Here is a 22,894-nt window from a genome sequence, read left to right on the forward strand (position 1 = left end):
CCATCAAAGTGCCGACAAAGCGACGTTCAATGCCATGACCATGGCCGTTTTACCCCTCTCAGGTCCCGCTTGCCACATAGGCAACGTCCGTTGCCGCAGGCGCGGCTACACTCAATCACCATGAACGTGTTATCTCGCCCATTGCCGGCAGGCGTCCACACCGACTACGGCGCGACGTTTCCTCCGAAGACCTTGGCCACGTTTTGGGCGTTGTGGGCAGCATTCTGGCTGCTCATGATCGGTGTTTCCATCGAGGATCAACTCCGTGATCCGCTCACCCGGTGGTGGGAGCCAGTCCTGTCGGAAGGGAGTTCGGCACTGGTCTCAACAGGATGGATGTGGCTTGCCGTCCGGGTTCGCGAGCGCTATGCGCCGTATCTGGACAAGCCCTTGATCTGGTTCGCTAGCTACCTGCGTTGGTTGCCGTTGGTCTTCATCACGTGGATCACGGTGGTTTACTCGATACGGCATGGCGTCTATGCCGCCGTGGGCCGTATCTACGAGCACCCAACCTGGGGCTTCGTCGTTGTTTACGAGAGCTTCAAACTGACGATTTTTACGGGACTGTGGCTCGGGATCCTGTTTGGTATCGATTCGTATGGGCAGTGGCAACTCCAGCGGCACCGTTTGCTGCAAACGCAGAAGGCGCTGGCCCAGGCGCAGCTTGCACAGCTTCAGGGTCAGCTGCGGCCGCATTTTTTGTTTAATGCACTCAACACCGTCTCTGCCCTGATGCATACAGACGTAGCACGAGCCGACCGCTTGGTGGCGACGCTTGGCGATCTGCTGCGTATCAGTCTTCGATCAAGTGAGAATGAGATGACGCCGCTCGCCGAAGAACTTCGCACACTTGAGCTATACGCGGGCATCATGCATGAGCGGTTTCGGGATCGCGTGACGCTGAGCTGGCAGACCGATCAGACGCTCCTCGACATCCCCGTTCCGGCACTATTGCTGCAGCCCTTGCTTGAGAATGTGTTCAAACACGGTGTCGAGCCTACGGTGACGCGCGTACGCATCACTATCAGCGTCCGACGCGAAAGCGGCTCGCTGGAAATCGTCGTGAGCAATTCCGGCTCCATGCTGGCACCGGAGCATCATGACGGGATGGGGTTCCGCAACTGCCGGGAGCGGCTGGGCATCATCTACGGCGATGCGGCGTCCCTGCGGGTCTGCAACGAGGGTGACGGCGTTGCCGCGCGAGTCTCCATACCGCTGACGGGCATCATTCAATGATCCGCGTCGTCATCGCCGATGATGAGGCCCCGGCTCGCGAAAAGCTCGAACGCTGGCTGGTGGAACAACCGGACGTGGCCGTGATTGGGGCTGTTGAGGACGGATTGTCTGCGGCGCAGTGTATTGAACAGCTCCGCCCGGACGTGGCCTTTCTTGACGTCCAAATGCCTATGTTGTCGGGACTCCAGGTCGTGGGGCAGCTTGAGCTATCGAGCGCGCCGCTGATCGTCTTCGTGACCGCATTCGACGAGCATGCGGTGAAGGCGTTTGATCTCAATGCGGTCGACTATCTCCTCAAGCCTTACGACCAGGATCGTTTCACGCGCACCGTGCAGCGCGTCCGCGAACGGCTGCACGCCCATGAGTCCGGCGCTACAGCGGTGGCGATTGGACGAGCACGGGCTCCTTCTTGCGAGCGCTTGCTCGTGCCGGATCGCGAACGGCTACAGCTGATCGACGCTGCATCCATCGAATGGCTAGAAGCCGACGACAACTACGTCCACGTGCACACGCCTGCGCGCAGCTACCTGTTACGCAGGACACTGCAGGATCTGCTTTCCCAGTTGGGTGAACAGCGCTTCGTGCGGATTCACAAGTCGACAGCGGTGAACATCAACTCAATCGAATCACTCACCCCCCTCTTCAAGGGCGACTACGAAATCCATCTGAACAACGGCCGCATTCTCCGGCTCAGCCGACGGTATCGCGAAGCGTTATTCGTCCGCATGGGGCAGTAGTTCCCCCTTGCCACGCCGAGCTCTCCATTCACCCCAAATGTGCTGCCAGCTGGTTGCGGGTGGATCAAGCTTCTGCTTATCGCTGCGAGGCGAGAACTTGATGGCTGTTGCAAGCGTCCTGTGATGCGCACCTTGCTGTTCCTGTCTGCGGTGATGGGAAGTGTGAGTTGTCCGTACGCTTATTTGTAGAAGCGGAAGTGAATGAAGGGGAAAAGGAATGTTCGGCTACTACTTTGACCTTGCCTTGCGTAGCCTCCGGCGTAACAAGGTACTCACCGCGCTGATGGTGCTGGCTATTGCGCTGGGTATCGGTGCCAGCATGACCACGCTGACTGTATTGCACGTGTTGTCCGGTGATCCGTTGCCGGGGCACAGCAGCGCGTTGTACGCGCCGCAAGTTGACCCGCGCGATATGGGTAACTATCAACCGCATGGCGAACCGCCGGATCGAGTTACCTGGATCGATGGCATGAACCTGTTGCGGGCGAAGAGGGCGGATCGCCAGGCGCTGATGACAGGCGGTTCGGTGGCTATCCAGCCAGCGCAGTCCGCACTCAATCCATTTTACGAGACCGCACGCTACACCACGGCCGATTTCTTTCCCATGTTCGGTGTGCCATTCCAGTACGGCCATACCTGGGGCGTGCCCGAGGATGCGGCTAGCGCAGCCGTGGTAGTGATCAGCAGCAAGCTCAATGACAAGCTGTTCGGTGGTCGCGACAGCAGCGGACGCATGCTGCGCGTGGAGGGTCATGCCCTGCGCATCATCGGCGTGCTGGGTGACTGGCGGCCGAACCCGCATTTCTACGATCTCAACCTGAAGAGTTACGGTGCGGACGAAGGAATCTACCTGCCGTTGTCCACCTCGCAGGATCTGCATCTGGCGCATCTCGGCGGCGCCGATTGTTGGGGCAATGGTGGCGACGGCGCCACTCCCTCACATACGGCACCTTGCGTGTGGCTGCAATTCTGGGTGCAGTTGAATACGCCGGCCCAGGCCGACGCGTACCGGCAGTTTCTGATCCACTACTCGCAAGAGCAACAGTCGCTGGGCCGCTTTCTGCGCCCGCCCAATGTACGCCTGCGCAATCTGATGCAGTGGCTGGACTACGAGCAGGTCGTGCCCGGCGACGTGCAATTGCAGAACTGGCTGGCGCTGGGTTTCCTGCTCGTGTGTCTGGTCAATACGGTAGGCCTGATGCTGGCCAAGTTCCTGCGTCGCTCCGCCGAACTGGGCGTGCGCCGTGCGCTGGGCGCATCGCGGCGTGCACTGTTCATGCAGCTGCTGGTGGAGTCCGCCGTGATCGGGCTTGCGGGTGGCCTTGGCGGCCTGCTTCTGGCGTACCTCGGACTGTGGCTGGTGCGACAGCAGCCGGCGAATTACGCGCCGCTGGCGCATCTCGATGGCGCGATGCTGATGATGACGCTTGTGCTGGCGGTGGTTGCCAGTCTGCTGGCCGGCGCGCTGCCGGCCTGGCGCGCTTGCCAGATCACTCCCGCCCGTCAACTGAGGAGCCATTGATATGGATATCCGCCCGATTCTGTCTACCCTGCACCGGCACAAGATCACTTCGTTGCTGCTGATCCTGCAGATTGCGCTGACGTGCGCCATCGTGTGCAACGCGGTGTTTTTGATCCATCAACGCCTGCAACGTATGGACATTCCAAGCGGCGTCGCCGACCACGAACTGCTGCAGATCAAGTTTGCGTACATCGGCGATCGACCGGATGCCTATGCGCAGGCGCAAACCGATCTGGCGACACTGCGGCAGATCGCTGGGGTGCAGGCGGTAGCTCTGGTAAACCAGCTGCCGCTGAGTGGTTATTCCATGTCCAACAGTGGCATCAAGCTGCACCCTCAACAGCAGCAGACATCGCTTGAGGTGGCAAGCTACTACGGCCAGAACCTACTGGCGACGCTGGGTCTACGGCTGATTTCGGGGCGCGATTTTCAGCCCGATGAGCTGGTCGACCTTAAAACCGCGCTGCCCGCGTTGCACAGCGACGATATAAAAAATCTGCCGCACACCGTGATCATCGATCAGGCAGTCGCCACACGCCTGTGGCCAGGCCAGAACGTGCTGGGCAAGATGATCTACTTCGGCAACGATATACCGATGCAGGTGGTCGGTGTGAGCTCGCCGCTGGCACGGCCGGACTCGCTGCAGATGGGCGCCCAGAACAGCATCGTGTTTCCGATACGGCTGACCGCGACGGAGGGTGGAAGCTATGTGATTCGCACTACCTTGGGGGATCGCGAGCAGGTGTTGAAATCCGCGCTGGCTGCGCTCAACCGCCTCGATCCCAACCGCATCGTGCTGGAGCAGCGCACCTATGATGAACTACGCCATGACTACTTTCAGGACGACCGCGCCATGGCCGGTATGCTAGTGGGCGTTATCGCGGCGCTGTTGATCGTCACCGCGCTGGGCATTGCCGGACTGGCTAGCTTCTGGGTCGGGCAGCGCCGCCGCACCATCGGCGTGCGCCGCGCACTCGGTGCCACCCGCGGCAACATCCTGCATTACTTCCAGACGGAGAACTTCCTGCTAGCCACGATCGGCATCGCGTTCGGCATGGTGCTGGCCTACGGCATCAACCTGTTGCTGATGCTGCATTACGAATTGCCGCGGTTGCCCGCGATCTATTTCCCGGTCGGCGCGATCGCGCTTTGGTTGATCGGCCAGCTCGCCGTGTTGGGGCCGGCGCTGCGCGCCGCCGCCGTGCCGCCGGTTGTGGCGACGAGGAGCGTTTGATCTCCTGTTGGTAGGATCTTTCAACGTCCGCTATCTGGTGGACAGATAGCGATGACGACTGACCGATCCTGGCCTATTCTGTTGAAAAACTCCGTCTTAACGAATGGACGTCCATATTTTGTATCACGATGGTCGCGACAATTCGATTCTGCACAAATTTGCACATTCAGTTCGGCAGAAGTCGACTGTCACGGCCGATTTTTCTCGCTCCAAACGAGCTCAAGTTTTTGAAGTGAGTTTTTCAACAGAATAGACCGATTTGGGACGGTCGCGCCGATCTTCGTGGTGGCCTCTTGCCAGATCAGCGCCGATCGTAAGGCATCGCTAGAGCGTGCCGTTCAATAGTCCGCGGGGTGGCAGGTTCGGGAGCATTCCAGATGGACGGTTTGGTAGCATTTCGGGTGGCGGGTTTGATCGGAATACGTAGTCGTCACGCGAAGTCCCGACCGATGCCGGAGGGTGCGCCGGTGACGAATGCCAAACGCGGGCGGCTGGAGGAAATCATAGCTTCCTCCTTTTATGCTGGAATCGTCGAAAGGAAGGCGCGTGTCTCGGCGACGATGCGGTCCTGGAACTTCGGGTCGCGCACGAGGGCGGAGCCGAGCATCGGATGGCCGCTCTCGTCGTAATAGACGCCAGTCTGACCGGACGCATCGATCAGGACTTTCGTGATCACGTGCGCTGCTCGCTTCGGGGTGCTCAAAAACTTCATGAAGGGCATGAGCAGCGGCACGAGCAGCGGAATGATGTATTTCAACAGAAAGCGCACGAAGGCATTGGCATCGCGCTGCCCGAGACCGGTGGCAAGATTTACGCCCGGCTCGACCGCGTTGAAATGCAGCCGCGGCGTTTCACGGGCGAAGACCATCACCGTCGCGAGATTGCATTGCTTCGACGTGGCATAGGCGTCCGCGCCCGGCATTTTGGAACCGCCGGGTTGCTGCCACTCGCCGCGCGCGCTCGCGTCCGCTGAAATATAACGCGCGCCGCGGAAGCCGACGGCTTTGGCGGGCTTGCGCTCGGGATCTTCCACGGCGGAAGCGACGAAGACGACATTCGCACCGTCGGGGAGATGCGGTACGAGCGCCTCTGTCAGCGCGAACGGGCCGAGGTGGTTCGTCGCGAAGGTCATGTCCCAGCCCAGCGCGTTTGTCGTGGGGCGCATCTGCATGATGCCCGCGTTGTTGAGCAGGCCGACGACCGGAAGATGGAGTGCGACGATCTCCGCGGCCGCGCGCCGCACGCTCGCAAGATCCGACAGGTCGCACACGACAGACACCGCGTGCTGGCCCTTTTGCGTGATGGTTTTCTGCAGTTCGTCGAGCTTCCCGCGGTCGCGGCCGACCAGGACGACGGTGCCGTGCTCGGCCAGTTCGAGTGCCGTGCTGCGACCGATGCCGGAGGTCGGGCCGGTGATGATGTAGGCCTTGCGATCTCTGGGATTTCCCATCGAAACAGTCTTTGCCATACTTGCCTCCATTTAATTACCTGTCTAGTCAGACATTATCAAGTCAAAAAATTAGCCGACCATCCGCCAAAGAGCGTCGAACCCTGCCATGGCATGTTTATCGGCGTTGGTCGGGTCATGGATCATGAAGTCGATCGTCGTGTCAGCCAGCGCGCTCATCAGGGCAACGACGAATCCCAACGGAGCATCGCGCATCGGCCCATTTTCGCGGCTCCGCTCCAGCAGTTTGGCTACGCCGGCCATTGTCTGGTGCCCCGTCTGACGACTTTCTGCGGTGATATCGCCCGACACGCCGAGATGCGCGAGAGTCCTGCGTTTCTCGGGGTAGGCCATCGCCCAACGCAGCGAGTAGGACCACATATGCAGCATCTGCTTGCGGATGTTGCTCCCAGCGGGCTGTCCATCCAGGGCTGCTGCAGCCATCTCCGTCTTGATTTCGAGATAGAGCTGGTTCAACAAGTCAGCCTTCGTCTCGAAGTAGGTGAAGAGTGACCCATTGGAGACGCCCGCCTCCTTCGCGATCGCTGCCGTCGCTGCGCCCAGTCCCTGGGAAGCGATGATGCGGGTCGCTGCCGCCATGATGGCGTTCCGTTTGTCGTCGCTTTTCGGTCTGGCCATAGCTTTTGTCCTTGAGTTGCATGCCTACTATATGAATAAGTGACTAGTCAGTCAATATTCTATACTGCGGTTGTGGTTGAGGCAGCCGTACATGTGAATCTTAAGCAGGGTACTGGGGTAATACGCCGGATGTCCGGTCACCGCGGGCCGCATGCCAGCGAAGCCCAGCTCGCCCAAGTCCAGCTCATCGACGACTACATCGATCAGCCAAACTGGATTCGCCTCGTCGGTGTAGTCGTCCGGTTGCTTGGGAAACAGAATACTCAGCGAACGATCGGCACCTTCGACAAATCGCTTCATGCGACAACCCATCGCCGTGACGGGGTGATGCTACTGGCACACCCTTGCAGGGTGTTTTCGCACAACTTCGGCCAAGAAGCAGACGCTCAACGGCGGCCATCAAGCCGGGTGGCTGAGATTTTGTGTTGTCGCATACGAGGCGGTTACGCGGCGTCAGCCCACCGTTCTTTTTGCCAGTGAGAACGAAAAACGGTGTCGCGCAGGAGTTGTCATTTCGTCTCCGACCGAGTCTGCTCGACAGGAGTAGCTTGGGTCGTGTTGGCCATCAGCCCGAGCCGGCTCAGCCAGTCGATCATGATCGAAGGATAACCTGGTACGAAGCGGGGAGGATCCAACGCATCGCTCTCGTAGCCGGTCTTCGACAGCATTAGTAGATGGTCAGCTCCTGGAAAAACATGCACAGTGAAGTCGCGCATGCCGGATCTGGCAAAGGCCGCACGAAACCCGCGCTGCCCGTCCGCTACATCGACGTTGCGATCCAGCGCGCCATACAACGCGAGCGTTGGGGTCGTGACATGTTCGAGTGTGGATTGCGGATCGTAAATCAATGAAGCGCGCAACGCTGTCAACATCGCGGGGGCGGGAGGCATTGTGATGCCCGGCGGGATACGCATCAACGGAAACCACGGCTGTGTGCGAGCTTTCTTCAACGCTGTGCCCGCTGATGCCCAGTCACTGTTGGTTTCCAAATTGCGGAACAAGCCCCTCTCGAACCGCATCGCATCGTCGATCTGCTGCGGCGAAAAACGACCGCTGTGGAGCAGATCCTGTCTGACCTCGTAGGACACGTTGTCGATGATCGTGCCGCTCGAACCGCTCTTCAGGATCATGAAAGCCAAGGGGTAATGGTGGGCGATGATCGGAGCCACCCAACCGCCGTTGCTGGGTCCCCATGCACCGACCCGCGCAAAATCCACGGCGGTGTCGCCGACCAGCGATTTCAGGGCTGCCTCGACATCCTCAGCTTTGTCAGCCGGTCCGGTAAACCGCCAGTTCCCGCTGGAAACACCCGTTCCCCGCTGGTCGAAGGTCAACACATCCAAGCCGTTTGCCACGAAATACGGAATCAGGAAACCCATGTCGCGGGTTGAGTCATCGGCCCCTTCAAGCAGCACGATCAAGGGTCGATGAGTCGCATCACGGATATGCCAGAGCGAAAAGCCAAAGCGCCCTTGGTGGTCGTCGATTGCATGCCTGTCCTCGATCACCGCGACCTCTGGCCGCCGCAAGTCAAAGTCCAGATAAGGTTTTTCCTGCGTGCGGTACCGATCACCTTCCACCTTCACCAAATTGCCGGTGCGATGTGTTGCCACGTCGAAGTATTCGAGCTGAGGCTTGGTCGGCGGCTCTGCGGTATGGCCCACGTAGACCACGCCCTGTGCCGTGGCGTAGCGCCCGTTCGTAGGCCAGTCCGAGTCGATAGGCGCGGCTTGCGGCGGTTTTCCCTGAGCCGGCGTGGCCGCCGCGCTGGATGCGCCAGCGGGCAACGTGAAAGAGAAGGCATTGGCCGCGGCCATTCCGACAACCACTGCCAGTATGAAAAGAAGATGTGTGCGCAACATAGTCAAGAAAACTCCCCTGGTACGGATATCTGGCAACCCACTGAGCTCAACGAGTCAGGCGAAAGTGGGCAATGGCTGCCGCCGTGGACACAAGCGAACACGGCGCCGTTGTATCGAAGTCGGGCAAGCCATGTGCCAGCGGGGGATTCGCGACTCAAGCAAGTCAATTCAAGCACTTGATGGCCAGCTACGGTCAGGTGTCAGCGTCCGCGGACAGGTTCGTGGACGTCCGGTCAATGCGTGCTGGCAGACGCGGAGATGTCCGGTTTGGGTGGCAGCTGTGGGAAAACACAACAGTGCGTTTGAGGCTGATCTGTTGGCTCGCGTAGTCGTTCAAGCGAGCAATGGTTGCGTTGAGACCGCCACCCTGAGCCGACTCCGCGTATGACTAACGTTGTGCGCTTGAAAAAGTGCTACGGAGATGACGCTTCAGGATGGGTTGTAGGCGACCCAGCCCTTGAACGTAAACCCGGCGTAGAACAGTTCGACATCATCGAATCCTGCTTCTCTTAGTAGGGCTACGTCCTGCTCGGGAGAAAGCAGGGGCAGTCGATTGCTGATTGCGGTGGCTGCATTCGTTGCATCCGATGCAGGAATGCCGGATGCCATTGCGAATGCCGCGTAGCGAGAAAGCCAGCGCGATTTCTCATCTTCGGCTTGGGGAAAGCTGTGGTGGGCAACAACGAGCGGTGCACCGGGCTTCAAGCGTCGCCTCAGTTCGGCCAACGTATGCAGACGCTGCTTGGCAGAAAGGAAATGCAAGGTCAGGAGACATGTAGCGCCATCAAATGGCCCCTCCGGTGCGGTGTCGATGTAACCCTCATGGAGCCCGACACGTGATGCGAGTGGGCCTAAGGTGATCTCTGCAAGCTTCAGCATCTCAGCTGACGGGTCGACACCCACGAAGTGCCACTCTGGCTGGGCGCTTGCAAAGACTTTCAACTCCAAACCACCCCCGGCACCGAGTACAAGTACTTGACCATCGCGAGGGATGGTTTCGGCAAGAAGTAGCGCCGCCATCTGCTGGAGGCCATGAAAGCCTGGAACCTGCTTGATGGGACCTTCAGCGTAGCGAGCGACAGCTTTCGGGTCAGAGAAAGACGACAAGAAGAGCTCCAACGTTCCAGGCGGCTCATGCTACCGCGAACCACGTGCCTCTTGTCCATGGTGGACGTGAGAGTTGATGGCCACCCGAAGGACACTGGCATTGACGTGGATGATTTCGTCATTTACGGTAAAACACATGAACCTCGTAGACGCTCAACCCTCGCTGATTATTTGCACCACTCAAGAAGTGGTGGGTTAGCACACGTTTCCGAGTAGCTAAAACCCGCCCTTGAGGCGGGTTTTTTTATATCCACCTCCTGGGCATTCGAAGCCAATAGGAGTCCTTCATGAATATCGATAGTCATCAGTCTCCGGCTCTTTACCTTGTATGCGGAAAGATTGCTTCAGGAAAATCAACGCTCACCCAGAAGCTCGCTGCTCGCCCAAAGACGGTGCTTATCAGCGAGGATATTTGGCTGTCGCAGCTCTATGCGGATGAGATCCGTACGCTCGATGATTACGTCCGTCGTTCGCGTCAGCTGCGCAGCATCCTTGCTCCTCACGTTGGGTCACTACTGCTAGGTTGCCTCTCGGTGGTCCTCGATTTCCCAGCGAACACGCTCAACAACCGTCGTTGGATGAAGGACATTATCGACCGTACTGGCGCAGCGCATGTATTGCATTACCTTGATATACCCGATGAAGTTTGCAAAATGCGGTTGCGAAACCGCAATGCCACAGGTTCACACCCATACGCGCCGACTGATGTCGAGTTTGATGAGATCACCCGGTTCTTCTTGCCGCCATCTCACGAAGAGGGTTTCCACATAATTCGCCATGAACAGTAGTGGGCGACGCACATCGTATTCTTGTGTATGTCCACTTCCGAAGTAGACATGGGAGACACATTGACCAAGACTTTAACCGCAGGCATTTCATCCAGCGTGCCGGCAGGATACGCATGATAAGTGCGTTTGTAGATAGTCTGTTGGCGCGTATTTCGGCGAGGCGACAGACGCGTACTACCGGAGAGCTCCAACACATTCGTTTCATCGAAACGCCTGTGGGCAAAGTGCGCGTGTATGACTCCGGATCAACAAAGCCATGCGTCGTGATGGTTCCCGATGGACCCAACGTCATCGAGCACTACGATGTAGTGATCGATCTGCTCTCACAGCAGTTGCGTGTGGTGTGTTTCGACATGCCCGGTTTTGGCTACTCCCACCCACTGCATTCGTATGAGCATTCGCTGGATCAAGGTGCCCATGCTGTCCTGGGCGTACTTGATGGCCTTGGCATAGAGAGGGCAACCCTGGCGGTTAGCTGTGCCAACGGCTTTTACGCTTTGCGTGCTGCCAAGCTTGCGCCGGAGCGGATTCCAAATCTGGTCCTGTCGCAGACTCCATCACTCACAGCCATGCATGCCTGGACGGCCCGCGTTATCCCGAGACCACTGCGTGTTCCTGTCATAGGGCAGATCGCTGCGTGGCTCTTTCGTCAAAAGGCTGCGACCAGCTGGTATGGCATAGCACTTCCCAGGACGACAGATCCGCAATTTTTTCGAGAAACGGCGTTGAATGCTCTTTCTGGTGGGGCATGTTTTTGCGTTGCTGGCGTCGTTCAAGGATTGGCCAGAGAAAAGATGGCTTCGTTGTGTGGAGTGACGGTGCCATGCACGATGATTTGGGGTGAGAAAGATCACTCTCACCGAGGTACCGATCCCAACTCCCTGCACGAATGTATCCCGCAGGCCGAGATCGTTCATTTCCAGGATTGTGGGCACTTTCCCGACATTGAACAGCCCGAACGCTTTGCTGAGATCCTCATCGATCAAGTGGCTCGATACGCGTAACCGTCTCTCTCAAATGTGCGTTTCTTGGCTACAAATGGATGTTTCCGCCGAGAAGCCGATCGATCCGCAAGGACGGCAGCTAACCAACGGCCTCTGAAAATAAGGTTGGTCAACGAACCGATCAAACGGCGCATGGCGTAAGTAGCCAAGCTTTGGAAGATCGCGCGCATGACGCTCAGAGCGTCACCTGATGAAGCTGATCGGCTTCCCGAAGTCAGGAATCAAGCTCATCCGTCGGTGCGGCAACTGATCGTTCGTCCGCTGTCCGTGCCCTGTCCGGACAGTAGTGGCCCTGTCCGCGGGCAATCGTTCTTGCCGAAAGGCTATGGATGAAATGGCTTGGGAATGCGGCTTTCAAGAGATTCGAGCCTTTGGCACGAGCTTTGCCATATGTCTCATTGAAAGCTTCCTACCTACTCACGGAGAACCGCCATGAAATTCGAGACCTTGATGCTGCAGAGTCTTTTCGCCGCCTGCCTGCTGATCTGCCTACTGACCCTGGGTGCCATGCTCACTTCGCAAATAACCGTGCCGAGCGTTGCGGTCAGCCATGCTCCTGTCGCGGCCATCGAAAGCTTGATCAGCTGAGTCACCGACGCAAGCATGAGGCATCCTGAATAGCTCAGGCAGGTAACGCCGCATTGAAACGCGGACAGATGTCATCCATCAAGGAGTAGTCCACTTGGCTATCAATCGATTCAGTAAAGCGGCATGGGCTGCCTATTTTCTTGCTCAACTTGCGTTGGGGATAACGCCGGCCCATGCCCAGTCGGAAAGTGATGACGCGGCACTGACACGCACTATCACTGCGCTCGATGCGAAGGTTTTCGATGCATACAACAGCTGCGATCTTAAGGCGTTTGGCAGCTACTTCTCGCCAACGGTCGAGTTTTATCACGACAAAGGTGGTGTGACCTATGACCGCGAAACAGTTGTCATGAACACCCGCAAATATATCTGCGACAAAGTGCACCGGGAGTTGGTTCAAGGGTCTCTCAAGGTTTATCCAGTCAAGGACTATGGCGCCATTGAGGAGGGCGAACACATTTTCTGTGAGATAAAAACAGGTGCATGCGAAGGCGCTGCCAAGTTTTTGATGATTTGGCAGAACACGGATGGGAAATGGTTGATGACGCGAGTCATCAGCTACGGACATCGAGCCTTGTTGCCGGCTGAAAAGGAAGCGCTCAAATTGCAAAGTCATCCCTGACATGAGCGCTTTACCCACGATAGGTTGTGTGTCTGGGATCCTGATTGCCACTGGCTCTCGTCGCGACCGTGGTGGTGAGTTACGCAGAACCTGACAACGCATCCAGTTGGACGGGTGTGCCGTTCAACTCAGGAATTGGCAGATAGGGTCACGTCTTCGGTGCGTCGGAACTTAAGGGCGCGGCAACTACTAGCGATAGCGAACCAGTGCATCGCCGAGGGCTTCCTTCAGCGGAGCCAGCCAGGGCTCGTATTTCGTCCACTGATCGACGCCATCGCGGAAGATCGGTTGACGTACCTGTTCCGAGCTGGCCGTGCGCACGCTGCGCGCCGTCTTGTAGAACTCAAGGCAGGATGGCTCGAAGGCCAGTCCACAGAAATTGAGAATCCGCCGCACGTTGCTCTCGAGATCATCGACTACATCCTCATGATGGATGCGCAGTACGCGGCCCGGCAATACCTCGTCCCAGTGTTGCATGACATCGAGATAGGTCCGGTAGTACCGCGCGATGTCCTCGACGCTGTAGGCGAATTCCTGACCCGTCGCAAAGAGCTGTTTCAGATTGCTGAAGCAGCAGGCGATCGGTTCGCGCCGGACGTCGATGATCTTCGCGTTGGGCAGGATCAGATGGATCAGGCCGATATGCCGGAAGTTGTTCGGCATCTTGTCGATGAAGTACGGCTTGTTCCCGCGATAGATGCAGGTATCGTCCAGATATTTTTTGCCAAGTCGCAGAAAATCTTCGCGCGCGAGATCCGCCAGGACGCCCGGATAACGCGGGTTGTCGAGGTCGAGTTCCCGTCCTTGCAGATCGAGGACCATGCGTGGAATCTCGCCCAACTCATGGGTACCTTCGACGCGCGAATGGGATGCCAGTATCTGCTCGATCAAGGTGGAGCCGGCACGCGGCAGCCCGACGATGAAGATCGGGTCCGGGCGCCGATCGCCAAAGGCTTCGCGGCTGGCGAAGAACTCGCGCGTGCAGACTTCGATCTGCTGGCGCGTGTTGGTTTCGATGATTTCTGCACGGTAGCGGCTCTCGGACCGTTTGAGCGCGTTGCCCTGGCTGTAATAAGGCCACGATTCGGCGTAATCACCGCGATCCTCGAACGCCTTGCCGAGTGCGAAGCACAGATGGTAGCGATCGACGACTGGCGTGGTCGGCGCTGCTTCCGCAGCGCGCATCCGGATGATCTCCTCATCGGTGAAGCGATATGTTTTCAGGTTCGCCAGGCTCCAGTACGCGTCACCGAAATCAGGACGAGCCGCTGCCGCGGCGCGATAGGCCTCGATCGATTCGGCCTGCCGCCCCTGCGTCTTCAGCGAATGCGCGAGCGACAGATACAGGTCGGCCGCGCCGGGCAGTTCTTGCAGGAGGTTCTGGTACAGCGTGATGGCGCGATCGTGTTCACCCAAACCGACGCTCGCACTGGCGTATAGCGCCCGGTAATCGAGATGATCTGGCTCGATCGCAAGCAGCTTCTCGGCCTCCTCGCAGGCACGCTGATACAGGTGTCGCTCGAGCAGTACGGATGCATAGTCGTAACGTGCCGCTCGATAATCCGGGGCGATCTTCAGTACGGCGTCGAGCAGTATTTCGGCATCGTCGAGCACGTCGCGCACAAGGCCGATACGCGCGAGCAGGCGCATCGCCTCGACATCGTTGCCTGCTTTGAGCAGATAGGCGCGGATGATCTGTTCGGCAGGTTCAAGTTCGCCGTCCGAGAAATGGCTGGTCGCGCGCACGACATCGGGCGCCAGGCGCTTGAGCGTGGCGACCTGCGAGGCGGCGGTCGCCGCGTTGGCGGTATCGCCCGTCATGCGGTAAAGGCCTTCGAGAAGGTTCCAGCTCGAAGGCAGCGCTGGATTGATATTGACCGCACGCAGCAGCGCGTCGATCGCGTGCGGCGCATCGCGCAACACCACGTAACAGTGGCCGCGCTCCTCGTACACACGACTGTAATGAGGATGTTCCTGTTCCATCCGCGCCAGCGTTTGCAACGCGGCGTCGATCTGTCCCAGATAGCGTTGATTGCGGGCTACGAGATAGAGCACCTCGTAATGGTCCGGCGCCTCGGTCAGCAACGCCTGCGCTGCCTGCAAGGCAGGCGCGTACTGCCCGTCCACGTGAAGCTGGCGGATGTGCTGGATTTGAAGCTCCAGCGGCGGGAAGACTGGATCGGTTGCCGTAGCGTTCATGGGGACCAAGGAAAACCATTAAAAATGGGGGCAGGCTTGAAGCCCACCCCCATTCTATTTGCATCGACTTCGGGCGACGTTAGCTTAGAGCCTGCCTACGATCCCTGCGCAACGCGAACTACACAGAGACCGTAGACAGACTCTTAGAACTTGAAGCCCATCTTCAGACCGATCACGCGCGGATGTATCGGTACCTGCGACTCGATGAACTGGGCCGAGGACGTAAACACGCTGGCATGGCTGTTGTTGAGGTTGGTGCCGTAAAGCGACACGTTCCAGTTGTCCTTGGCCACACCCACCGATGCGTCGACGGTGTTGTAACCGGCCTGCAGGTAACGCAGCTCCACCGTAGTGATATCCGTCACGCCCGCGCCGCTCGGATAGGTGGCCGGCTGGTTGTACATCGAACCGGTGCGGTTTGCCCCAATCTGCCAGAAGGCCTTGTAGCCGCCGCCGAACTCCCAGTCGTAACGGAAGCGCATATTGAACTGCGAACGGGGCGAGAACGCCGGCGTGCTGCCCACGTCGCCGAACGGATTGGCGAACGACGACTCGGCGCCAATGGCTCCGGTTTCGACGATGCACGAGTTATAGCCGGCCGACCCCGGAATATTGTTGACCAGGCACGGTGAGTTGGTCTGTTTGGCATGGTTGAGCGAACCGGAGCCGATAAGGGACAGGCCATCGGTAATGCGCGCCTGGAATTGCAGTTCCAGACCCTGCACCTTGTAGTTCGGTCCGTTGACCGCGAAGGTGGTGTTACCCAGCACCAACGGATTGAAGAACTGCATCTGCACGTTGTCCCACCGCATGTCATACAGTGAGCCGTTGATCAGCAGGCGGTCATCGAGGAACTCGGTTTTGAAGCCGATTTCGTTGTTGGTCAGCGTGTCGGGCGCGTAGCTGATCGGCTTCTTGTACTGCGGCTCGCCATCGAGCTTCGCCACGTCCGAGGACGTACGGTTGAAACCACCCGGACGGAAACCTTGCGAGAAGGTGTAATACACCATCGTGTCCGGCGTGATGTGCCACGTCAGGTTCGCATTGCTCTTAAAGCCATGGTAGGTGGTGTGGGAATTTATCACCGTGTCATCGCCCACATAGGTACCGTTGGGGACGTTCACCTGGGCACTGGTGGTATAGAACTCCGTACCGGTCTCATACTCGGAGTAGTGGTAATAGCGCGTGCCGGCGGTCGCAGTCAGGACATCCGGGATGATGTCATACGACATCGAACCGAATGCGGCCTCCTGCTTGTAACCGCGCTTTGCGTTTTCACCAAAGGCCGTGCCAGCGGGGAGCGCGACACCCGGCGAGGACTCCGCAACGGCTACGCAGGGATTACCGCCGGTGAGGGCGCTGGCGAGGTTTTGCGGCGTACAGGACGGAATCGTGTTGTAGTTGAACCGCATGTGGTCGTCGATGTTGAAGTCTTCGTAGTACAGACCACCGATGACACGGAAGCGATAGTCTTCCGGTGTGCTCAGCCGCAGCTCATGGCTCTGATGCGTGCTGGTCACGTGGTCGTTCCAATAGCCTTCCGGCGAATAGCAGACCGGCTTGCCAGCGCTGGAAATACCTGCCGAAGTACCGGTGCATTGGTAATACATGCCACCCGCGCTGCGCGAGTAGTTGGTGTAGTCCTGCTGCTCGCTGATGCGGCGATTGGTGTAGCCACCGGTGTACACCACCGAGAGGTCGCCGATCTGGCCATTCAACGTCCAGGCGGTGTTGGTGTCATGGTCATTGTTCCAGGCCGGCACGAATGCGGTGATCTGGTTGGTGCCAAGCGTCTGGCCGTCCGCACCCACCGGATACGTTGATGACTGCCCCTTGGCATCCAGGTTCTGGTAGCTCTCGGCGACCAGGAGGTTCCAGTCGTCGTTGATCTTCCACAGTCCGGACAGGCGCGCTCCTTGGGTATCGACCGGATTCCAGTTGTTCTGTGCCACGGAATAGTTGTTGAAAACCGAGGTGCCACCGGCGGCCACATAGGGAGCCATCGCACCGCCGCCGTCGGTGGGCTGACGAGTGAACGTGCTCGGCACGTTGTCGATGTAACCGCCCTGATGATCGTTGTAGATCACGCCACGTATAGCGAAGGTGCCGGGAATGATCGGCAGATTCAGCACAGCATTAGCCGAATTGTTCGGAGCGCCACCGGCGGTCACACTGGTACTGGCTTCGGCGCTGCCGCTGACCTTGTCGAGATTCGGCTTGTTGGTGATGTAGCGAACGGCGCCGGCTTCGGCGCCGCCACCGAACAGGGTGCCCTGCGGGCCTTCGAGCACTTCGACGCGCTCCATGTCGACCATATAGATATCGAGGTTACGTGCGGGGAACTGCATGGACTGGTCGTCGAGATAGACGGCCACGTTCGGGAACGGTGCGATGGTCGCGCTGGACTGGTTGCCAAGGAAGCCGGTGCTCAGACCGCGCATGTAGATGTTGCCCTGGCCCGGGCCGTTTGCGGCAAAGGTCACGTTGGGCAGGTATTTGATCAGGTCATTGAATGACGTGACATTCAACTGCTGCAAGGTGTTGCCGGTGAAGGCCTGAATCGTGATCGGAACGGCCTGGATGTCTTGGGTGGTGTGCTGAGCCGTCACTGTTACCGTCTGCAGCGTGTTCGCATTGGACGGGCTAGCGGCAGTGGCCGGCGTCGCGTCGGGCGAGCTTGCTGCGGGCGACGTGGCACCGAGCGTGGCGGTGGTTGGTGCGCTGTTGGTGGGTGTGGTGTTATCAGCGGCATAGGACACGGGGGTCGCAGCGAGCGCAGTCAGCACCGCGAAGGCGATCTTATTGACTTTCAAGGGTCTCTCCAGATGGTCTGTAACTGAGTGTCACAACGACGCGGGTGGCGCCGCTGACGGCATGGCGGGTGTGGAGTTATTGGGTCGCGCTGGAAACAGAAAAGCGGCAAGCAGGGCAATGCGTGGTGGAGCGCGGAGCAACGCTATGAAGCACCCTTGAGGTGAGTGGAAAGATTTAAGCGTTCCCCTAGGCACGCCTTGCAGATGACGGCCCTCCCATTTCAACTGAATCTGATTGCACGAATGTTGTGCAGATATTTCACCGTGACTTCGCGGAAGCGACATCCTTGGCTACTTATCTAGATCGCCTCGTCTAAGTGGATGTCCATACGCCGCTGTAGCGCATCAACTCCAAGGCACATGTTGGCAGTGGACTTTCTCATGACGAATCGAAAGAGATTGCGAGTGAGCGCGAAATCGGCATCGCGCGTTGCTTCCGTCAATCGCTCCCGATATGTATGAAGGCGCAGATGTCCCACTAACCATCGGCCTGCATGTTGCAGTGGGTCACTATGTTCTTGCCGAAATAAATTGCGGGCCGGTGGAGAGGACGAGTTCATCGACGCCACACATTCGATCGAATCAGCCTGCGTCAGCAGCGACACCCGATGCGCACGTGCGGGCGAGTGGTATCCATGGTTCTTCCTGTGGCTTGTCACAAATGTCTAGTTTTCTATGAGTCACGTGCGAAGCATTCCAGCAGGACCGCGTGCTGCTGCCATGACGGGCGATAGACAAGCTAAGGAAGTGGTATGGGCGAAGCGGCAGTCGACGCTTTGATGGGTGGTTTCTTTCCGGTGGGGGAATACTATCGAGCAACGTAGAAGGACGTCGCCATGCAACGACTTGTTGCCTTGAATGGGTTTTGACGTGACGTTGGTGCCTGTCTCTTTGCCGGAGGTCTTCAGCTTGATCGTTCTAAAAGATGTTGGTCGAATACTTCTCCCCGAGCCTCGGTGACTTCCGGAGACCACCATCGTGAGTGACAGCGAGCAGATTTCAGTAGGGCCATCGGGGACACGTTCAAATACGCCGATGTTCATTCTTGTTGGCGTCACGGTTTGCATAGGCGTAGGTGCAGGGCTGGGTGGCATGGCATTGGCCTTGCTGCTGCATTTTCTTCAGCACCTCGCCTACGGATACAGCATGGGCGCGGTGATGGGTTCGCAAAGCTTTCTGCAGGGCGTGACCGCATCTGCGCCGGCGCGGCGAGTTCTGGTGTTGCTGATATGTGGCTGTGTGGCGGGTCTTGGCTGGTGGGCGGTCTATCGCCTGGGCCGACCGCTTGTAAGCATCAGCAAGGCGATCAAGGCGGACGATCCGCGCATGCCGGTCGCCACGACGGTTGCACATGCCTTGCTGCAGATCATCACTGTGGCGCTCGGCTCACCGCTCGGCCGCGAAGTGGCGCCGCGAGAGATCGGGGCCACGTTTGCAGGTTGGTTGTCGCACCGTATCGGTCTGACCGCGAAGGAAAGCCGGATCATGGTCGCGTGCGGTGCAGGTGCGGGTCTTGCGGCCGTCTATAACGTACCGCTCGGCGGCGCCATTTTCGTGCTCGAAGTCTTGTTGGGCACATTCACTTCAGCGGTTGCGATCCCGGCGTTGCTTACATCGGTGATTGCGGCGGCGGTGGCGTGGATCGGGCTGGGCAACGATTCGCAATACACGGTCCCGCACTTCCAGATCAGCTATTCCCTGGTCATCTGGTCGATCGTGATCGGACCTGTCTTCGGATTCCTCGCCTATTGGTTCTCTCACTTGACTGCTGCTGCGCGTGCGAAGGCCCCGCGTGACTGGCGCTTGCTTCCCTGTTGCATGGTGGCGTTCGTCATCATTGGTCTGGTCGCGATTCCTTATCCGCAGCTGCTAGGCAACGGCAACGGTCCGATCCAGCTGGGATTCAACGATGCTGTCAGCATTCCACTGGCCGTGACTTTGCTGCTGTTGAAACTTTTGGCCATAACGGGGAGCCTGCGCGCAGGTGCGGAGGGCGGTCAGCTGACGCCAGGGATGACGATCGGCGCGATGCTTGCGATCATCACCGGCGGTCTCTGGAACGCGGTATGTCCGGTGGTCCCATTGGGCACATTTGCCATCGTCGGTGCGGCGGCCTTTCTCGCCGCTTCGATGCGAATGCCGATCACCGCAATTGTGCTTGCCGTTGAATTCACCCATGTCGATCACGACTATCTGGTGCCGGTGCTGTTCGCTGTAGCCGGGTCCACCACAGCGCTGAGGATGTGCATCCGCCATTTTGATGCAAGCGCTTCAAGGGCTGCATATCAACACTGATCCTCTGCAAGCGCGATATGCATCAAGCTTGTGCGGCGATGATGAGCGCCAACACATGCTTGGTAATGACGAGTGTCCAATAAGAAGTGTTGATCACGATTATTGAAAGTCGCGGAGAGTACGATCCGTAGACTCACGCTATCGAACGCAACAGCCCACCTTCCGCGCGCAGTGCGGCACCATTGGTACTTGCTTCACCGAGCGTTGACGAGTCTCTTGCACTCGAATAGTCACTTCGCTTCGAGCGATACAATCGTAGGTGCTTTTCGGTACATATCTCCGCGTGTTCCACACAAGGCAGGTGACCCATGGGCAAATACTATTTCGTAGGGAGCGGTATCGCTTCACTGGCCGGCGCGGTGTTTCTGATCCGCGATGGCGGTGTGTCAGGCGAGGACATTGTGATCCTTGAGGAGTCGCACGAGTTCGGCGGCGCGTTTGACGCGCATGGCAATGCCGATACCGGTTACTACATGAGTGGGAGCCGGATGTTTGAAGCGATGTACCAGTGCACGTTTGACCTGTTGGCATCGATTCCCTCCGTGAGCAATCCCAACATTTCGGTCAAAGAAGAAACCGATCTCTCCAACAAGGCGACACCTTGGTACAACAAGGCGCGGCTGGTCGACCGCAACGGCAAGATTCCGGATTTTCACACCATGGGCTTTACCGAGAAGGACCGGCTGGACCTGGTCAAGATCATGGCCGAGCCGGAAGGAATGCTCGACAGCAAGCGCATTACCGACTGTTTCGAAGAGCATTTCTTCCAGACCAACTTCTGGTTTGAATGGTGCACCCTGTTTGCATTCGAACGCTGGCACAGCGCAATCGAATTCAAGCGCTATCTGCAACGATTCGTGCATCATTTCTCCACGATCGATACGCAGGAGAGCATCTACCGCAGCCTGTACAACCAGTACGACAGTTTTGCCGTACCGCTGGTGCGCTGGCTGCAGGATCGGCAGGTGGATTTTCGCTATGGTGTGCGCGTCGACGATCTGCATTTCAAATCAGGAACCGATGCGATCACGGTAACCGGCATCGAATACCACGAGCAGGGCGCCAATGGTCGTATCGATATCGGCGACGGTGACATGGTGTTTGTCACCAACGGTTCGATGACGGCCGACAAGGTGTTCGGATCGATGACGCAGGCGCCGCTCATGGACCGCAGCAACAAGGCGGGTGCCTGGAAGCTATGGGAAACGCTGGCCGAAGGCAGGCCGCATTTCGGCAACCCTGCAGCGTTCAACGGCAACATCGCTGAATCGTCATGGATTTCGTACACCGTCACGGTCAAGGACCCGCTGTTCTTCGAGCTGATCGAAAGCTTCAGCGGCAGCAAACCCGGTACGGGAGGACTGATTACCTTCAAGGACTCCAGTTGGCTGATCACGATCTCCATCTACCATCAACCGTTCTTCCCCAACCAGCCCGAAGACACGTTTGTGTGGTGGGGCTATGGTCTGTTCCACGACCGCCCCGGCGACTATGTCAAAAAGCCCATGGCCGAATGCAACGGTGCCGAAATCCTGCAGGAGGTGCTGGGGCATCTGCACTTCAGCGAGCAGGACAAGGACGCCATCATCGCCAGTTCCAACTGCATTCCCTGCACCATGCCGTATATCACCAGTCAGTTCATGGTGCGCAAGGCTGGCGACCGGCCCAGGGTAATTCCACAGGGATCGACCAACCTCGCGTTCATGGGTCAGTACGCCGAGCAGCCCGATGACGTGGTGTTTACCGTGGAGTATTCAGTACGCTGTGCGATGACCGCGGTATACACCTTACTGAAGCTGGATAAGAAGCCACCAGCGGTCTACAAGGGACTGCACAGCCCCAAGGTCATCGTCGATGCGATCCGTACGCTGCATCGCTAAGCCTCAATGCGGCTTTCATACCGACGATTGCTGCTATTGGGTGAGGAGCGAGCGTTGAAGTCTCGAAAGAAACGGCCGTGAGGCTCACGCAATGGAACGTAGCAGGCCACCTTCCGCGCGCAGTGCAGCACCATTGGTCGCGGCCGATAACGGGCTGGCGAGGTAGGCGACGAGGCTGGCGATTTCCCTGCCGTCGATAAGGCGCTGCAGCAGCGAGCTGCTGCGGTGTTTCTCGAAGAACTCGTGTTCGGCCTCTTCGGCGTTGGCGCCGGGCGTGGCGATATTTTTGAGAAAGTCGACAATGCCCTCCGAGCGGGTGGGGCCGGGCATGACGCTGTTGACGGTGACGCCGGTGCCCTTGGTGAGCTCGGCCAGGCCGCGCGACAAGGCCAGCTGGGAGGATTTGGTGACGCCGTAATGCACCATTTCCGGTGGCGTCATGATGCCGGATTCGCTGGAGATGAAGATCACCCGGCCCCGATTCTTTTTCAGCATGCGCGGAAAGTAGTGGCGCGACAGGCGCACGCCGCTGAGCACGTTGACCTCGAAAATTTTCAGCCAGTCCTCATCGGTAATGTCGGCGAATGGCTTGGCTTCGTAAATACCGAGGTTGTTGATCAGGATGTCGGCATCGGGTACCGCGGCAATCAATGCGGCGACACCTTCGGCCGTCGCGAGATCAGCAACGACTTTCTGCAATCCCGCGGGGTTGTCGGGAAATGCCTGATCGAGCTTGGCCCGGCTGCGGCCCGGCACGATTACCGAAACGCCTTCGGCCAGCAGGGTTTCGACGATGGCCAGACCAACGCCGGCACTGCCGCCGGTGACGATTGCAGTGTGGTTTTTCAGTTGCAGATCCATGGTGTGTCCTTTGTGAATGCGTTGAGCGATTGTCATGGCGAATCGATGGCGTGCCATCTG

General features: G+C 58.4%; 18 protein-coding genes. 10 read left to right on the plus strand and 8 right to left on the minus strand.

Annotated features, from left to right (window positions below; translation table 11 throughout):
- The first annotated feature begins 120 nt into the window (after window positions 1-120).
- The 4 genes from HDE79_RS09730 to HDE79_RS09745 all read left to right on the plus strand — a co-directional run bounded on the left by HDE79_RS09730 (window position 121) and on the right by HDE79_RS09745 (window position 4,729).
- Window positions 121-1,236, plus strand: a complete 1,116-nt coding sequence (locus tag HDE79_RS09730; RefSeq protein ID WP_184601778.1) for a histidine kinase — start codon at window positions 121-123, stop codon at window positions 1,234-1,236.
- Window positions 1,233-1,973 (plus strand): LytTR family DNA-binding domain-containing protein, encoded by a 741-nt coding sequence (locus HDE79_RS09735; protein ID WP_184601779.1) that lies wholly within the window; start codon window positions 1,233-1,235, stop codon window positions 1,971-1,973. The genes HDE79_RS09730 and HDE79_RS09735 overlap by 4 nt, the downstream gene beginning before the upstream one ends.
- A gap of 217 nt (window positions 1,974-2,190) precedes the next feature.
- Window positions 2,191-3,495, plus strand: coding sequence for an ABC transporter permease (locus HDE79_RS09740; RefSeq protein ID WP_184601780.1), 1,305 nt, complete (start codon window positions 2,191-2,193; stop codon window positions 3,493-3,495).
- A 1-nt stretch (window position 3,496) separates the two neighbouring features.
- The gene (locus tag HDE79_RS09745) at window positions 3,497-4,729 is read left to right on the plus strand and encodes an FtsX-like permease family protein (protein ID WP_184601781.1); all 1,233 of its coding nucleotides are present in this window, start codon (window positions 3,497-3,499) and stop codon (window positions 4,727-4,729) included.
- Between the two features lie 517 nt (window positions 4,730-5,246).
- On the opposite strand, the gene HDE79_RS09750 is transcribed toward HDE79_RS09745, so the two are convergent.
- From HDE79_RS09750 to HDE79_RS09770, 5 genes are all read right to left on the minus strand, one after another.
- A complete protein-coding gene (locus HDE79_RS09750) occupies window positions 5,247-6,197 on the minus strand; it encodes an SDR family NAD(P)-dependent oxidoreductase (protein WP_184601782.1) in 951 nt (316 codons plus the stop codon).
- Window positions 6,198-6,248: 51 nt separating this feature from the next.
- Window positions 6,249-6,815: a TetR/AcrR family transcriptional regulator gene (locus HDE79_RS09755; protein WP_184601783.1), complete on the minus strand. Its 567-nt coding sequence runs from the start codon at window positions 6,813-6,815 to the stop codon at window positions 6,249-6,251.
- A 51-nt stretch (window positions 6,816-6,866) separates the two neighbouring features.
- Complete coding sequence (locus HDE79_RS09760) at window positions 6,867-7,115, minus strand: hypothetical protein (RefSeq protein ID WP_184601784.1); 249 nt, start codon at window positions 7,113-7,115, stop codon at window positions 6,867-6,869.
- A gap of 209 nt (window positions 7,116-7,324) precedes the next feature.
- Window positions 7,325-8,677, minus strand: coding sequence for an alpha/beta hydrolase (locus tag HDE79_RS09765; RefSeq protein WP_255488380.1), 1,353 nt, complete (start codon window positions 8,675-8,677; stop codon window positions 7,325-7,327).
- Between the two features lie 429 nt (window positions 8,678-9,106).
- A complete protein-coding gene (locus HDE79_RS09770; protein WP_184601786.1) occupies window positions 9,107-9,784 on the minus strand; it encodes a class I SAM-dependent methyltransferase in 678 nt (225 codons plus the stop codon).
- Between the two features lie 287 nt (window positions 9,785-10,071).
- On the opposite strand from HDE79_RS09770, the gene HDE79_RS09775 reads away from it, so the two are divergent.
- From HDE79_RS09775 to HDE79_RS09790, 4 genes are all read left to right on the plus strand, one after another.
- On the plus strand, window positions 10,072-10,572 hold the full coding sequence (locus HDE79_RS09775; RefSeq protein ID WP_184601787.1) for an ATP-binding protein: 501 nt from the start codon (window positions 10,072-10,074) through the stop codon (window positions 10,570-10,572).
- Window positions 10,573-10,787: 215 nt separating this feature from the next.
- Window positions 10,788-11,576 carry an alpha/beta hydrolase gene (locus tag HDE79_RS09780; protein ID WP_221440113.1) on the plus strand — a complete coding sequence of 263 codons (789 nt, stop codon included), beginning with the start codon at window positions 10,788-10,790 and terminating at the stop codon, window positions 11,574-11,576.
- A gap of 432 nt (window positions 11,577-12,008) precedes the next feature.
- Entirely contained in the window at window positions 12,009-12,164 is a 156-nt protein-coding gene (locus tag HDE79_RS09785; RefSeq protein ID WP_184601789.1) for a hypothetical protein, read from the plus strand.
- Window positions 12,165-12,258: 94 nt separating this feature from the next.
- A complete protein-coding gene (locus tag HDE79_RS09790; RefSeq protein ID WP_343205942.1) occupies window positions 12,259-12,786 on the plus strand; it encodes a nuclear transport factor 2 family protein in 528 nt (175 codons plus the stop codon).
- Window positions 12,787-12,975: 189 nt separating this feature from the next.
- On the opposite strand, the gene HDE79_RS09795 is transcribed toward HDE79_RS09790, so the two are convergent.
- Both HDE79_RS09795 and HDE79_RS09800 read right to left on the minus strand, forming a co-directional pair.
- Window positions 12,976-14,985: a tetratricopeptide repeat-containing sulfotransferase family protein gene (locus tag HDE79_RS09795; RefSeq protein ID WP_184601790.1), complete on the minus strand. Its 2,010-nt coding sequence runs from the start codon at window positions 14,983-14,985 to the stop codon at window positions 12,976-12,978.
- Between the two features lie 143 nt (window positions 14,986-15,128).
- Entirely contained in the window at window positions 15,129-17,798 is a 2,670-nt protein-coding gene (locus HDE79_RS09800) for a TonB-dependent receptor (RefSeq protein ID WP_184601791.1), read from the minus strand.
- A 978-nt stretch (window positions 17,799-18,776) separates the two neighbouring features.
- On the opposite strand from HDE79_RS09800, the gene HDE79_RS09805 reads away from it, so the two are divergent.
- Entirely contained in the window at window positions 18,777-20,093 is a 1,317-nt protein-coding gene (locus HDE79_RS09805; protein WP_221440114.1) for a chloride channel protein, read from the plus strand.
- Between the two features lie 308 nt (window positions 20,094-20,401).
- Window positions 20,402-21,973, plus strand: a complete 1,572-nt coding sequence (locus HDE79_RS09810; RefSeq protein WP_184601792.1) for an oleate hydratase — start codon at window positions 20,402-20,404, stop codon at window positions 21,971-21,973.
- Between the two features lie 84 nt (window positions 21,974-22,057).
- Here the strand turns inward: HDE79_RS09810 and HDE79_RS09815 are convergent, their stop codons facing one another.
- Complete coding sequence (locus HDE79_RS09815; RefSeq protein ID WP_184601793.1) at window positions 22,058-22,834, minus strand: SDR family oxidoreductase; 777 nt, start codon at window positions 22,832-22,834, stop codon at window positions 22,058-22,060.
- Window positions 22,835-22,894: the final 60 nt, after the last annotated feature.

The sequence above is a fragment of the Rhodanobacter sp. MP1X3 genome (assembly GCF_014207165.1).
Classification (GTDB): domain Bacteria; phylum Pseudomonadota; class Gammaproteobacteria; order Xanthomonadales; family Rhodanobacteraceae; genus Rhodanobacter.

Bases quoted from the DNA above. Each gene is read 5' to 3' on its own strand.
- HDE79_RS09730 (WP_184601778.1), top strand. From the start codon at position 121: ATGAACGTGTTATCTCGCCCATTGCCGGCAGGCGTCCACACCGACTAC.
- HDE79_RS09735 (WP_184601779.1), top strand. From the start codon at position 1,233: ATGATCCGCGTCGTCATCGCCGATGATGAGGCCCCGGCTCGCGAAAAG.
- HDE79_RS09740 (WP_184601780.1), top strand. From the start codon at position 2,191: ATGTTCGGCTACTACTTTGACCTTGCCTTGCGTAGCCTCCGGCGTAAC.
- HDE79_RS09745 (WP_184601781.1), top strand. From the start codon at position 3,497: ATGGATATCCGCCCGATTCTGTCTACCCTGCACCGGCACAAGATCACT.
- HDE79_RS09750 (WP_184601782.1), bottom strand. From the start codon at position 6,197: ATGGCAAAGACTGTTTCGATGGGAAATCCCAGAGATCGCAAGGCCTAC.
- HDE79_RS09755 (WP_184601783.1), bottom strand. From the start codon at position 6,815: ATGGCCAGACCGAAAAGCGACGACAAACGGAACGCCATCATGGCGGCA.
- HDE79_RS09760 (WP_184601784.1), bottom strand. From the start codon at position 7,115: ATGAAGCGATTTGTCGAAGGTGCCGATCGTTCGCTGAGTATTCTGTTT.
- HDE79_RS09765 (WP_255488380.1), bottom strand. From the start codon at position 8,677: ATGTTGCGCACACATCTTCTTTTCATACTGGCAGTGGTTGTCGGAATG.
- HDE79_RS09775 (WP_184601787.1), top strand. From the start codon at position 10,072: ATGAATATCGATAGTCATCAGTCTCCGGCTCTTTACCTTGTATGCGGA.
- HDE79_RS09785 (WP_184601789.1), top strand. From the start codon at position 12,009: ATGAAATTCGAGACCTTGATGCTGCAGAGTCTTTTCGCCGCCTGCCTG.
- HDE79_RS09795 (WP_184601790.1), bottom strand. From the start codon at position 14,985: ATGAACGCTACGGCAACCGATCCAGTCTTCCCGCCGCTGGAGCTTCAA.
- HDE79_RS09810 (WP_184601792.1), top strand. From the start codon at position 20,402: ATGGGCAAATACTATTTCGTAGGGAGCGGTATCGCTTCACTGGCCGGC.
- HDE79_RS09815 (WP_184601793.1), bottom strand. From the start codon at position 22,834: ATGGATCTGCAACTGAAAAACCACACTGCAATCGTCACCGGCGGCAGT.